This window comes from Pontibacter amylolyticus (assembly GCF_014638845.1).
Lineage (GTDB): Bacteria > Bacteroidota > Bacteroidia > Cytophagales > Hymenobacteraceae > Pontibacter > Pontibacter amylolyticus.
Window position 1 is genome coordinate 1 of sequence record NZ_BMFP01000003.1, and the last position, 15,015, is coordinate 15,015.

Sequence of the window (15,015 nt, forward strand, 5' to 3'; positions counted from 1 at the left end):
GTACTCTTCTTTGACAACATCCGCATCGGAACTGCAGGAGCCACCCTCGCAGACATGACATCCGAAGCAACCGAACATAGCTGTTTGGATGTGGTAGGGAAGCAATCTCACTACTTTATGCAGAGCCTAGTTAAGAAGCTATAAGCATTAGTATGAATAATCAATACAAAAGGAATAGAAGCTAAAAAATCACTTTGACTTTCATAATTTATTTAACTATTCGCCTAATTTCTTAATCATTAAGTATATATATTTTCCTTTTGTAAACTATCGTCTTTTTTACACTAGTTATGCAGGCACTTTATATAACATCTCTATAATTTAAAGCTCTACCATTATTTTTATGAACATAACCTATATATCAGATTACGATGCATCAGATGTGAACAACTGGTCAGGACTAGGACATTTCATTTCAAAAGCCTTATCCAATCAGGAAGCAAAACTGGATTTCATCAATCAGCATAAGAGGAATCTAGGTTTTATGATAAATTCAAGGAAATTAATATATAAGGTATTAGGTAAAAGTTTAGACCTGTCGAGAGAGCCAGAGGTCGTTAAAAAAGTATCAGCGCAAACAAGCAAACTGATAAAGCCTAATACAAATGTCATATTTTCACCTAGTTCAATTCCGGTTGCACTCCTGGAAACAACTAAACCAAAAGTTTTTTACACAGACGCAACTTTTGCCGGAATGATTGGATTCTATGAAGGTTTTTCAAAATTAGATCCTAAAGCCGTCGTAAAGGCAAATTTCCTTGAGCAACAGGCAATGGATTCTGCTCAATTAATTATTTATTCATCTGATTGGGCTGCACAATCTGCAATCCAACATTATAATGTGAATCCTTCCAAAATTAAGATTGTCCCGTTTGGGGCTAACATTGATAGCGAGAGGAGTTGGGAAGATGTAAAAGCAATAACTAATAGTAAGAACCGTACAGAGTGTAATTTATTATTTATTGGTGTAGATTGGAAGCGCAAGGGTGGTGATGTAGCAATAAAAATTACAGAACTATTGAATAATATGGGTTTAAAAACAAGGCTGCATCTAGTTGGCAACAATAATATTCCTGAGCAGAGTTTACCCGAGTATATAACTAATCACGGCTTCATTAGTAAAGCTTCAGAGATTGGGAGAGATAAATTAACTGAGTTATTCATAAATAGCCATTTTCTGCTTTTACCTACAAAGGCTGATTGCACGCCTATTGTTTTCTCAGAGGCAAACTCATTTGGTTTACCAGTCATTTCTACAACTGTGGGAGGAATTCCTACAATTATCACAGAAAATGTTAATGGTAAGACGTTCTCACCTAATTCTGGTACACAAGAATGGAGCAACTACATCTATTCTTCCTTTAATAATCACACAAGATATAACGATTTATGCTTATCCTCTTATGGTGAATACCAAAAGAGACTAAACTGGAAAAAGGCTGGGAAAGAAATAATGGGTTATCTAAAACTATTATAGGTAATTGATAATCCTGTTTATATAGCGTCGTTAAGAATATATTTTTATCTTATTCAAGATCTAATTAGCTTCTTGATAGACACAAATATCTTTACTTTCCTCACTATACTTACAGCTATACCAATAACTAACAATGAAAACAAGAAGGCTGATAGTATGTGGTAATATAATGTCTATACCATAAAAAGAGGTTAACACAAGGGCTATAATATACAGAAATCCCACCTTGCAATATTCGTACTTCCTCATCAAATAAAATTTAGTAGCAAATCCTAGATAGAAAAGAAATACAGCAAGCGTACCAATTATACCAAAATGTACGACAAATATTGACCAAGATATATCTGAAGTGCTAACTTGAGCGATCTCTCCATACTCGCTAGCAACACCAATATTAAAGGATAGTTCGTGCACTAACCATGAATCTTCTGTAAGAAAGCCAAATCCGAACAGAGATTTATCAGTACTCTCTAAAGCGTAATAAAAGCGCTCAAGGAAATGAAGTCTCCTAAATTCAGTAGTAGAGATGTCTGAAGAGCTAATCGAATATAAGTAGCTTGGTGTGATATCTTTTGGAGGCTCTAAAAGTTCCAATAGACCTTCTGAAAATCGATTATCAAAATAGACATCAATACCAAAGGACAAGGAAAATAAGCTCAACCCATACAACGCAAAGCTTTTAAGCCTGAGCTTGTTTGATATTAAAAGATATATAAAGTAACAACACACCAGCGTAAGCAAGAGATTCCTATGCTGTGACAATATGATTACTAAAATATTTACCCCAAGCAGGATGTTGTGAAACCTTAAATTTAATTGAGATTTACAAAGTAGTAGTAAAAAAATTGACGGCACAACAAAAAAAGGGAGATTGTAAAAACGGAGAAGCCCTACCGCTTCAACAGTCCCCTCAACAGGGGCTCCATTCAATAAAGTGCGGCCAAGGAAGGGCTGTAGACAATATAACACCGAAGCTAAAGTAGTAAAATAGACAAGTAACCTTATTACTTTAGAAAAATCAGTTTTCGGCAGTTGCAAAAAAGGGAACAGAAGGATGAAGAACAGATAGTTCCTTAAAACCCTTATCGTTACTTGACGTTCTACCCCAACATAATGAATGCTATATAAGGCTAGAAAGACCAAAATAAAAGTAAATACAACTACCTCCTTATTTCTCTCCCAATATTTCTTAGTGATATAAATCTGGGGTGCAATTATAATGAGTGATATTGCATATATGAGAGCCCAATCATAGGTTTTAGATATACCCAAAGCAGGAAGAACCATGTAATTTTCAGGGATGATCTGAAAACCACCAGTAACAAGGCAAAAAACTAACAAAAATGATAAATATCTTTTTGAGGATTCCCAATAAAAATATATTGCTAATAATGTAGAGATAAGGCCTATCATGCTACAGTTATTTTGTTTCAGAAGTTATTATCATCATTAAGTAAATTTTCTTGGTTCCTTATACTTTTAATATAGCTAACAGCTCCGCTGAAACTCTCGTTTACCTTTGCAAATAGGATGCTTAATGTGATATTTTCCTTTTTAAGGAAATACATGAAAAGAAACGCTATAAGTAATTCCGTTAAAAAGTAAGTGAAAGATATACCTACAGTTCCGCCAAGATAGCCTCCAAGGAAATTCATCGCAATGCCGATCAAAGCACCGGAGAAAATCACTTTTTTAAAAATTAGGTCCATATTCAAATTTACCATTATATGTATACCTAAGAATTGGCTAAAAACTATCACGAAGGGTACGAATGACAACACTCTAAGTATATTAATTGCTTCGCTAAATTGTTTGCCAAATATAATACCTACCAAAACTGGCGCCAGTAAACAACCTAGTAAACAAGCGATGAATGCCAAAGTCAGCACAATTGGCATAGTAAATTGTACAACTCTCAAGCCTTCATCCTTAGAAACCCTAAATCTTTGACCAATGAAGGGAAATAAAGCCTGCGAAAAAGGCATACTTATACATGCTTGAATAAGTACCATAATTTTTAATGCTGCTGAAAGTTGCCCAACCGCCTCTTCATCCTCAAGAAATCCTATAATCAATATATTTGATGTGGAGTACAAGCTGATGATAACAAATGATATAAAGATTGCTTGACTACTTTTTATCCTTTCTTTGATTTTATCGAATGTAACTCTTATAATTTTTATTTGGTACCTATGATGTATCTGATAAAAGGCTACACAACCGATAATTATTTGAGAGAGGCTCAGAAACAAAGGGTACAATACATAATCGGCCTTTACTTTAACCATTGATAATATGGCAATGGTGAATATAATTTTAGAAGCAATATTGTAATAAGCGAGTAAATGGTTATCCTGGAAACCTTGGTACAGCCAAGATGGTATAAGTACAACCGAAAAACATAGTAATACGGAAGATATACTAACAAATAGTTCTTGTCTCATTTGAGGTACAAAGTAAACTAGCACTCCATAAGCAACCAGACTTATGGCAAGAAGCAGAACTTTACTATAAAAGACTTCCGAACATAGTTGATTTAGCAGTTTTGGATCATCTTTGACTTGGACAACGTCTCTTGTCGCCGATGTATCGAACCCGAAACTAGTTAACAACATACAATACCCTACAAAAGCACCAACAAAATTTATTATGCCAAACTTTTCAGGACCTACAATTCGTGTAAAGAAAGGAATACTTATTAAGGGCAATGCGTAATTAGAAATCTGAACAACTAGTAGAGATACTATGTTACTACCGAGCTTTTTAATAGATTCATTGGTCGAACTTTTTGTTGTTATCACGTTATATAGCTCTTTACTAATCCTGATTTATAATTTAATTCCTCACACAAAAAACTGGATGTTAATGGATTAGCGTTATCCCATTATTTCTAACGTTGACGGTCAGGGTTTAAGCCCTTTATAACAGATATTCTTCAACCATTACTTTTTAGAATATTAGAGCTGCTAACAAAAATGAAATATAATAGCTCTTTGGAATGCGCTATTCTGAACATTCATCAGGATCGCCTATGAGCATAATTGTTTTTATATTTACCTTCAACAGAATAGCCGTATCCATAACCATAACTCTCCTTAAAAAATCCTCTTACTTTGACGCCATTAAAAACAATTGCTAAGTTTTTTATAGGCTGAGTTCTAGTAACCAGTTCTAGACGCTGAACAATGCTTTTAGGCGTATAGGCATGCCTGACAATGAAAAGAGTTATATCGCAAAACTCCGCAAGTAAATAAGCGTCTGTTACCAGACTAGCGGGTGGAGAGTCTAAAATGATGTAATCGAACTCGGCCTCAAGTAAGTCAAACAGAGTCTCCAATCTCCCGTTCAATAATAGTTCGGAGTTATCCCCAATATTCGTTCCTGCAGGAATCAAAATTAAATTAGCGAGATCTGTTTCTTTAATAATTTTAGCTATTTCTATTTCGCTATTTAAATAGTCTGTTATTCCTTCCTCATTAAGAGAATCAAATAATGTAGTGGCATTTGGATTTCTAAGATCCATATCCAATAGCGCTACTCTTTTACCTGATAAAGCTAGACTATATGCCAAATTGGAACTTACATAGCTCTTACCTTCACCAGGAATACTGGAAGTAACCAATATTTTCTTCTTGCTGAAGGTCCTTCCATAAAGCCCCAAAGTTGTTCTCATATGCCTAAACTGCTCAATAACATAGGCATCAGGTTTCTCAAAAACCTTAGATTTTCGTTTACTTATATTAGACAATTCAGCTACTATAGGAGCCTTGATAAAATTTTCAACTTCCGACCTATATAATATTTTACCTGACAGTAATTCTTTTCCAGTAATTAAGACCACCCCAGTTAGGATTGCCATACCAAAAGCAATAATATATACCAAATTTGGCTTTGGACTTACTGGCCAAAGAGAAGATTCTGCTACATCGATTACCCTACTATCAGTAGTGATAGGAGCAAAAGACAAGGCTGTTTCTTCTCTCTTTTGGAGTAGGAAAGTATACACACTATTCTTGATTTCTAATTGCCTGGTTATATCTAAGAGTTCTCTCTCATTTTCAGGAATAATCTGTAACGCAGTGTTATATTTACTTCTCGTATTCAATAAGTTCGAACGTGTCGCTAACAAATTTTCCCGCTGACTTTGGATGTTCTCTAAAATACTTGGCCGAATTTTCTCAATTTCATCATAGATTGAGACTACTAGTGGATTGTTTTCACCTGTTGTTTTCCTCAGTCGCTGATACTGTATTTCAGAGTCATATAGCTTCTGAAGCAATTGAGATAGAACTGGATCATTGATGCCCAGTGTTGCTGGAACAATACTTGACGTATTGTTTTTGGAAATAACATAGTCCTCTACTTTATTCAGTACTGCTAGCTGAATAGTAATGTCTTCCATCTTGCGAGCATTATCGCCTACATTTTGCAAAAAGACTTTCCCCTGCTCACTCAGGTCCACAATACCCTTTGTGGACTTATATTTCTGTACATGACTTTCTAAGAGTCCTAGTTCTTTCTCCACAACCTTGATTCTTTCTTCAATGAATTTCAATGTATTTAAAGCCAATGTATTCCTATCTGTTACTGCAGTTTGATGATATATATAAATTAACTGATTAAGGATATTTTCGCCACGCTGAGGCACATTATCCTTTATGGTTAAATTGACTACAGTAGACAGTTTGCTGGCTGGGGAAACACTGAGATTATGAAGTATGGCATCAGTTACTAATTGCGGGTGCAAAAGCTGAACATATAATATGTTTGAAGTCTTATACTGTTGATTTGGGTTCATCAAAAACTGCATCTCTCCATAAGGAGTCTGGACCCATTTATTAATTGGATAGACTTCTTTATCTAGTGTTACTTTATTAGATTTATGATTAAAACCTAAAGAAATTTTTGAGGGTTGATCGGCATTTACAGGTAATTTATAAGGGTTCTTAAGCTTGATGCTAACTGGTGATGATAAGTAGGCAGATATAGGTTTTATATTGCCTTCTTCATACATAACCGCATATAAACCCAGATCCTCTACAACCTTCTTCATTAGGGCTCGGGACTGAATAACCTCGATCTCATTCTCCACAATTTTCTTAGAGGTGAACATATTGATGGATTCGGTCATGCGTGGATCATCAACACCTTTATTCTCATCTTTAATGATCAGAGAAGCCGTTGACTCGTACATTGGCGAAGTGTACCTTAAATATCCATAAGCTAATAGTAGAGAAATGACAAGTAAAGCAACAAATACGGGCCAATATGGGAGATACCGATGCTTTAACTCAACTATTAAATTTCTTCCGTTATCATGTAGCTGGTTATCCATATTTGAAACAGAATATTAAAATTATCTGGTTAAGCGGTCGAGTGCAATAACCCCAAAAGACAGAGCGCTAAATACAATAGGCAGCCATTGTGTTGTCCAACTGGCACTGGCAACCTTTGTCTTGTTCGGTTCTACATAAATTATGTCATTTGACTTAAGGTAGTAGTGTGGGGAGGTAAATAATTCGTTTGAGGTAAGATCGATTCGAGTTATTTTCTTCTTACCATTTTCTTCTCTGATAAGTAAAACGTTGTCACGTTTAGCGTATACTGTTAGATCTCCAGCTAGCCCCAATGCTTCGAGTAGTGTTACTTTCTCATTTGGTATGTTTATTACAGATGGTCTTGCAACCTCACCTAATACCGATATTCTATAATTCAAATAACGAATATTTACAATAGGGTCAACAAGCAGCTGTTGCTTGGAAAGTTCAGCTGTTATAAATTCTTTAAGCTCTTTTTTAGACAAACCAGCTGCCCTAATATTCCCCAAGAATGGAAATTGTATAAAGCCATCTTCGTCTACTAAATACCCAGAAGCTTGTGCCATACTGCCAGACACAGTCGAAGCCTGTGTAACTAGCATATTTGGGCTATTAAATATTAAGGTAGCCTCAGGATTACGACTATTAACTGAAATACTTAGTAAATCCCCTTGCTGTACTATAGACTCTAAATTCCCGGTTGCCAAGGCAAATTCAGAGGCTGTTAAGTCATTGAAGTAAACTGCACCTCGGGTACTTACACACGATTGGGAAAGCACTAAGACACTAATTAGCGATATTAGTGTCAGCATTGCAGGGTGTTTCATAATATATGTTGTAAAATAGAGGCTCGTAAAAATCAGTAGGTAATTAAGAAAGAGAATTCATGAGAATATAGGTGTAAATAATCTTTTTTTATATCCACTTTTACTAAATAAATATCATAAATGTTTTAATAAAAATAAGAATCATTAAAAACATAGATATTAATTCTCCCTGGTTTCAAGAACTAGTAATGTATCTACAACATAGTCATTTCATCGACGAAAGGAGTTTGAAAGAAGATTTGGGCGGGTGTCAGATTTCTAAATAATCTTACATGAATTGTGCAGGCATACAAATTCAGTTTATCACAGCATACTGCCCAATTAGTTTACGGTATTCATGCAAATAATTATTGACACAGGAGTTTAGAGAATATTCTGTTTGATTTAAGTCTACAGTTCGAGATATAAATTCTTGAATTTTATTCGCCTTGTACATATTAAATATCCGAATGATGGCATCAACGCAACTCTGCACATCTCCACTTGTAAATAGCAGGCCCCCGGCTGTTTTACGTATAATCTCTTCTGGTCCATCAATATCTGATGTAAGAACAGGTATACCTGCTGCTAATCCTTCCAATATAGTCAGTCCAAAACCCTCGTACCTTGAAGGCTGCACTAATAAATGATAATCTGACAAATTGGAATATAACCACTCTCTCTTTTTTTCCCCATTGAAATTTACACTTTTTTGTATACCTAATTCCTGACAAAGTCCCTTCAAGTATGATAAGGATTCTCCTTTTCCTATAAAATCAACTGACAAATTGATTTTATGCTCTTTTCGTAGCTTCGATACGGCATGTAATAATATGTCCTGCCCTTTATTCTGATAATTGAGGCGACTAACTTGAACTAACTTAAAAGGTCCATCATCTGCTAGAATATAACTTATCCTGCGTCTAAACGCCTGGAAATTTATGCCATTATAAATTGTTTTAATTGATCCTGAACATTTAGCTATAACATCATTGTAGACAGCATCCGAAATAGCTACCACAAGATCATAATGGTGATAAAAATCCACCGGAATTCCCATTGCATGAATTGTATATATAATCTTCGGTCCCTTTACTTTTATCAATTTCCCCATTTTAGAATCGTGACAATGAACAATATCAGGCTTTAACTTGTAAAGTAAGATATTCAGACTCAATAGGTATAAGGGATTATGACTTCCAATCGGGCGCTGAATTAAATAAAGTTTTATCTTCGGATTTATAAGTTTTAATATCTCATTATTCCAGTCGTTATTAACTATTATTAACACAACATCATTATTAACACACATTCTATTTACTAATTCTAAAGTAAGAATCTCAGCGCCACCAGTTTGCAAACCAAAAATACAATGGGCTATCTTCATAATAATCTAGTTTAAGAATAACATGCTAATATTATAAATTATATAGCAACACAGTTTATCATTAAACCGGAGCTAGCAAAGTAAAAGCAGAACTAGTCTCACTAAAACTAAATAAGTGGCTTAGTATTTCTTTTACTCAAAAAAGTAAGTGAATATTGTCCTGAATACTTACGCAAAGTCCTTATAGACTTCTGAGCTAGGTGTTTTGGCAATCTTATTATTGAGAAGAACAGTAGCGGCAAATTCTTCACCTTTTTAATGGACTGAGTATGACTCCATTCTTCAACGGGATGATATTTCCCAAACCACTTATAATTAAAAACCTTGATTTGATCAAGACTAAGGAGATGTGTTAAAAAAATAAGATCATAATTACTATACCTTAGATGTAATGCTGTCCTTTCTACTTCCTGTAAACTGAAATTACTGCTAAGATTACCAGCTGTTCCTTCTAGATAGTATCCAAGATGCTTATTCAACTTTAAAAGTTGAAATTTCTGAGCAGATCTTATTTGAAAATCCAAATCTGCTACAAGTTTAAACTGTTCATCGAAATACCCTATTGAATCATGCAGGTTTCTCCGCCACATTGGAAATGGGCCAATATGATGATTACGAAAAAATGATTTATCATAACGACTAAACCTTGGCGCAGTCACCCTAAGACCTGTTGTCGAACCGTATTCATTAACAACGGTAAAATCACCGTACACTATTGCTGCTTCCTTGTTATTATCTAAGGCTACTTTCTGATCTTCAATAGCAGTTGGGAGCCGAACATCATCTACATTCCATATCGTTAAGAATTCACCCTTAGATTTATGTATTGCCCTATTCCAAGAGCTATAAAGAGGTTCTCTCGTTACTTTTATATGCTCAATTTCAATTCCGGGGTTTCTGAAATTCGCTAGGATGTTTAACTCCGCTTCAGATGGATCATTGTGGACTAATATTATTTCACATTCCTCTACATTACTTATTCTCTCCAAGTGATTCAGGAAGGCAACCAAATATTTTTCACATCTGAATAATGATGTGATTATAGAGACTTTAACTTTATGCATAATCAAGGACTTATTATATAGTAAAAATCAACAGATAAGAGTTACCAGGCTAACGGAATTATATCTCAAATTAAATCAAAGGATATATTCAATTTTATTGCAGAGCATAAAATCGACATACGATTTTATTATACTTCTACAGCCGTAAAAAGTTTAAAAAATAATTATAATTATCCTAAATTTTAAATTTCTGTTTACTTCTCTTATATGGGGCTCCATCAGTAATATTATTAAACCTCAATAGTTATCAGTATTCAATTTTAAATCTTAAACACAAGTTGTATGAGAGGAACAGATATGATACTATAAAAACTAATCCTATTTCTAGACAATTGTTTATCAAACTATCAAACAAATCAAATAAAAATAAGTATAATACAATATATTTTATATTAACCAGGCTTTGTTATAGACTGCTCTATATATATCGTATTGAAACGAACACTATACGATACCAATATATGACTACGCCATTATTTACTATATAGAAATTTATATATAATAAAGCTGTATTAATTTAACATTTATATATATAGAATAATTAATGAAGAATATAATCTGTTCGAATATCGAAAATGTTAGTAAAGCTAGGGAAATTAAGAATTTATAGGCATTCAATATAAGAATATCTAAATGATAAGCATCATAATTCCAACCTATAACCGAATAGACGCACTAAAAAGATGCGTTAATAGTTTGAGAAACCAGTTATATGATGGCATGGAAGTCGTTATTATAGATGATTTCTCACAAGATTCCACAAAAACTTATCTGAAATCATTAAAAGACCATTCAAACTTCATAAAAATCATTTTTAATAAAGAAAACCGGGGTGTAAATTTTAGTAGGAATAGAGGCATAGAAGCTGCAAGCAAAAAATTTATCCTATTTCTAGATAGTGATGATGAATTGGTACCTGGTGGACTATCTTTAATAGCCGAGAGTATTAACAGCTTTAAAGAAGTTAATCATTTCCTGTTTTTAGTATCATATCGTAGTCAGGAATATAAAACTATGATAGAGCCTACTTATGTTGAGTATAGAGATTGGATTACTGGAGAGCTAAAGGGAGACTTTACTCATGTTGTCCGAAGTGAGATAATGAAGCAATACCTGTTTTATGAAAGGTTCAGAATGTTTGAATTTTTGAATTGGTACAGAGTTTTCAGGACTACATCACCTCAATTAATTATACCACATGTAACTACAAAAATAGAATTGAATAGAAGTGATAGTCTTACTTCGAATACTCAATTAACAAATAAATCCATAATAAGCAATACTTTTGATGCACAAAGCTTGTATTATCAGCTCTATCGATTTGATATACAACATTATAACCCGGGCATGCTAACGTATGGTCTATTAAAAACAATTCTACTTGGTATTGCTTCTAATAAGAAAGAGGAGTGCAATACCCTTATCTCTTACGCTGAGAAGGCACATATAAAACTGTTAGGGCAGTTCCTTACGCTATTACCTTCCTTTTTAATAAGAAGATCAATAATCACATATTCACAAATTAAAAAGTCTATCGCTTTTTCTACTACATTTTAGAGATGCTTCAAGTTAGAACTGTCTGTCATTGGTTAATGACAGACAGTTCTAACTTCTCCCCTACTAGGTGGTATGGAAAGGCCCTTTGTTGATGAAAGAGGAGGTCAAAAGCAATTACAATACCTCACGCTTGGTTTTCTAAAGTATCTTTAGACGGTATTCTAAAATTTCTTCAGCCTATGCAGGTTAAGTAAGCATGGGGTCTTGACACCACTGAATTTGGTCAACCGGGATGAAAGGCATAGGTCCCCCACATAGATGCTCACCACCTTGCCCTGCTTTCACCTAGTCATAGAACTCTGTTAGGCAGTCTTCAGCAACCCAGGCTAAGCCAGCAACAGAACGAGAAAGCGGTGCTGTCAGATCTTCATATTGCTTTAATGCATCCAACTAATACTATTCAACTTTTAAAACGCACTATAGCTAGCCTGCATGCTCGTGTTTGAATTTAATTTATTAAAATCTTTTATTAACAAATCAACTTACTTAGAACCATCTAATCACATAAATTAGTAATAAATATTATAAAAATAGTCAAACATTAATCAATAAAACCAGTATAATTATCTAAAGTAAATATATGTTAAGAGTGATGTATAAATTCCTTTCTGAATCGAATGAGCGGTTTTAAAAAAAAAATTTATGATAAATAAATTTGCTTGTGCATTAAAATATGTCGTAGCTAATATTTTAATGCTTTTAGGCTACGTTGAGAGGGCTAAGATAAAGGCGCTTCGCGGCGATCATATACTTTCTCTATACTTTCATAAGCCATCTAAGGAAGAATTTGAGAAATGCCTGAAATGGCTTAGAAAGAATGGGTTTCAGTTCTTGAGTACAACTGATCTTAAGAAGATAATTGATAGAGAATCATCTTTCCCCAAAGGAGCTGTCGTTCTGACTGTGGACGATGGGTGGCTTAGCAACGTGGATAACATAGTGAAAACAGCTGAAACGTATCAAGTGCCTGTAACAATATTCGTATCGACAGAACCAATTGAAAATGGAGCCTACTGGTGGTCTTACTTACAGGAAGCTCACAGGCAAAAACTAACTGATTTGCCTATAAAAACACTCAAACAATTACCAAATATTGAGCGCTTGTCTCTAATTAACGAGTTTAAAAAAAAAACTCATCTTCAGAGAGAGGCAATGACAATAGCACAAATCCAAAAAATCTCATCTTCACCATGGATTACTATTGGAGGACATACCGTATCACATCCTATACTAACTAATTGTAGTTATGAACAAGTATACAATGAGTTAATGATCTCTAAGGAGAAACTTGAGTCTTGGACCGGAAAAAATATTGATTACTTCGCATACCCTAATGGGAATTACTCCGAACGTGAGATTCATATTTTACAGTTGCAGGGCTATAAAATGGCATTTACCGTAAATCCTAAACACTTAACCCCACACAGGTTGCACAAAGAATTTGAACTTCCTCGGATCGAAGTGATTGAAAGTGCTTCATTCCCTGAAACAATCTGTCGAATGATGGGTGTATGGGAACCACTTATGCAAAGATTAAGAAGAGTAGTTATAGGACAACCTCAAAATTACCAGAAACCGGTGAAGTCGTTTTAATAAACACTCGTTTATAATTGCGCGTAAACATAATAACTCTATCAATTATAAAGCTAATTCTTTACAAGGCGAACTAAAGGGGCACAGCGAACTCTAGCCTCTAAGACTATCTCTAAAGAACAGTCCGAATCCCATATCTTAAAAGGACCATGATAATTCCAGAATATACGCAGGAAAAATCAAAATTAGATTGTTTACAATCCAATGAAATTGGCAGTATAGATCTTCTGGTAGGTAATGATGTCATGCTCCTCTTGGCAAACGTAAATTTTATCGCTGAATGGAATCAGTTATACTCAGTCTGCCCGTGGGCTACAATATTTCAAACATATGATTTCGTGGCTTCTTGGTACAAGCATTATTCGGATAGACATACTCCTATTGTGGTGTTGTCACGCTATCGGGGCAGGTTGACTGGACTTTTGCCCTTAGCTCAAGGTGTAAATGAGCTTGGCATAGCTGGTGCTGGCGGTCACGATGCTTACTATCATTTGTGGCTTTCTACACCCTTACATGGAGAGATATTTATTCAAGCTGCTTTAAAGACATTGCTTAATCGTTTCCCTAACCAAGATATCACACTCAAATATATACCGCAAAATGTGCCAATGGGTTGGATAGAGAAGTCTGATTATTGGAAAAAGAACAGTGTAATAAGAAACTTTAGACGCCCCCTTCTGAATCTAATAAATCTAGATAGGGGGCAGGTTCTTAGCAAAAGGAGCTTCAAAGAAAGGTATAATCGTCTTAAGAAGCTTGGAGAAGTTAAGTTTGAACTGATTAAGGACCCTGATGTATTGGATGTGGTTATGGATCAATTAGCAGATCAATTTGATATCAGAAAGGCTGCTACGCTAAATATTATGCCTTTCAAAGATGACCCAGCAAAAAAAAAATTCTTGCTGGATCTTATTAAAAAAAATGTCTTAATAGCAGCTGTACTAAAATTAAATGGAAACATTATTTCAGGTATAACAGCTACAACAAGTCGCGCTGGATGGTCGCACGGTGCAGGTATAAACACCTATTCACCTGCTTATGGTCGCTATTCCCCGGCATACGTGATTTTGAAGTTACTTAGCATTGCGCTCAAAGACGCTGGTGTAACTATGTTTGATATAACTCCAGGGGGACATACCTATAAGGAGGCGCATGCCGATGAGTATGACACATTGATCGAACTCCGTCTGACTAGCAAGTATAAGGCACTATATTTGAAAAACTTTTATAAAATCAAAGCATTGGTTAAATCTGTAATCGAAAAGAATGGGTTAGATGCGAGGCAACTTAGAAATACTATGAGCACTAAATATATAATGAAGAAAGAGAGCCTCTTACTCTTCCTAAATATAAGCTCACTAAGCAAGTCTGCAATACCCCATGCAGCCAAAGTAACCCAAATTGTCCTTGATGAGCACTTACTCCCAACAAATTTGGGAGTTAAACAAGATTGCTTAAAAGACATTTTACTCTTTAACCCGAATGGATCTGACATAACCCGTTGGGAATTCATGAAAAAAGTCATGAAACATTACGAGGCAGGATTTATATCATATACTTATTGCGAAAACAATCAACTTCTGTGTCTAGTCTGGCTCGCACCACAACATTTAAGAAGTAGAGAGATTAATGATGAAGTAGAAATCAAAAGCTTGCCATCTGATTCTGCTATACTTTGTAATATCTATTGTCATTCTAAGGTAACTGAGAAGCTTGCTCCCTTTATTAAGAAAGTAGCTGATAAGATCTTGACATCATCACCTAATAAAACCATCTATTTATTGGAGAACCTTGACATTCACCCAAAATAGCA

At 34.7% G+C, this 15,015-nt stretch carries 10 protein-coding genes; 4 read left to right on the top strand and 6 right to left on the bottom strand.

Translation table 11 applies throughout. The features are described from left to right. The first annotated feature begins 343 nt into the window (after nt 1–343). Nucleotides 344–1,477: a glycosyltransferase family 4 protein gene (locus IEV97_RS08145; RefSeq protein ID WP_188501033.1), complete on the top strand. Its 1,134-nt coding sequence runs from the start codon at nt 344–346 to the stop codon at nt 1,475–1,477. A gap of 60 nt (nt 1,478–1,537) precedes the next feature. Here the strand turns inward: IEV97_RS08145 and IEV97_RS08150 are convergent, their stop codons facing one another. The 6 genes from IEV97_RS08150 to IEV97_RS08175 all read right to left on the bottom strand — a co-directional run bounded on the left by IEV97_RS08150 (nt 1,538) and on the right by IEV97_RS08175 (nt 10,052). Further along, on the bottom strand, nt 1,538–2,890 hold the full coding sequence (locus tag IEV97_RS08150) for a hypothetical protein (RefSeq protein ID WP_188501034.1): 1,353 nt from the start codon (nt 2,888–2,890) through the stop codon (nt 1,538–1,540). 17 nt (nt 2,891–2,907) lie between these two features. After that, complete coding sequence (locus tag IEV97_RS08155) at nt 2,908–4,278, bottom strand: oligosaccharide flippase family protein (protein ID WP_188501035.1); 1,371 nt, start codon at nt 4,276–4,278, stop codon at nt 2,908–2,910. 218 nt (nt 4,279–4,496) lie between these two features. Beyond that, nucleotides 4,497–6,812 (bottom strand): GumC family protein, encoded by a 2,316-nt coding sequence (locus IEV97_RS08160; RefSeq protein ID WP_188501036.1) that lies wholly within the window; start codon nt 6,810–6,812, stop codon nt 4,497–4,499. Between the two features lie 21 nt (nt 6,813–6,833). Continuing rightward, the gene (locus IEV97_RS08165) at nt 6,834–7,622 is read right to left on the bottom strand and encodes a polysaccharide biosynthesis/export family protein (RefSeq protein WP_188501037.1); all 789 of its coding nucleotides are present in this window, start codon (nt 7,620–7,622) and stop codon (nt 6,834–6,836) included. Between the two features lie 295 nt (nt 7,623–7,917). Next, entirely contained in the window at nt 7,918–8,988 is a 1,071-nt protein-coding gene (locus IEV97_RS08170) for a glycosyltransferase (protein WP_188501038.1), read from the bottom strand. A 107-nt stretch (nt 8,989–9,095) separates the two neighbouring features. Continuing rightward, the gene (locus IEV97_RS08175; protein ID WP_188501039.1) at nt 9,096–10,052 is read right to left on the bottom strand and encodes a glycosyltransferase; all 957 of its coding nucleotides are present in this window, start codon (nt 10,050–10,052) and stop codon (nt 9,096–9,098) included. 633 nt (nt 10,053–10,685) lie between these two features. Between IEV97_RS08175 and IEV97_RS08180 the strand changes: the two genes are divergently transcribed. The 3 genes from IEV97_RS08180 (at nt 10,686) to IEV97_RS08190 (ending at nt 15,013) form a co-directional block, all read left to right on the top strand. Continuing rightward, a complete protein-coding gene (locus IEV97_RS08180) occupies nt 10,686–11,609 on the top strand; it encodes a glycosyltransferase family 2 protein (protein ID WP_188501040.1) in 924 nt (307 codons plus the stop codon). 642 nt (nt 11,610–12,251) lie between these two features. Then, nucleotides 12,252–13,202 (top strand): polysaccharide deacetylase family protein, encoded by a 951-nt coding sequence (locus IEV97_RS08185; RefSeq protein WP_188501041.1) that lies wholly within the window; start codon nt 12,252–12,254, stop codon nt 13,200–13,202. Between the two features lie 149 nt (nt 13,203–13,351). Then, nucleotides 13,352–15,013, top strand: a complete 1,662-nt coding sequence (locus tag IEV97_RS08190) for a GNAT family N-acetyltransferase (RefSeq protein ID WP_188501042.1) — start codon at nt 13,352–13,354, stop codon at nt 15,011–15,013. Nucleotides 15,014–15,015: the final 2 nt, after the last annotated feature.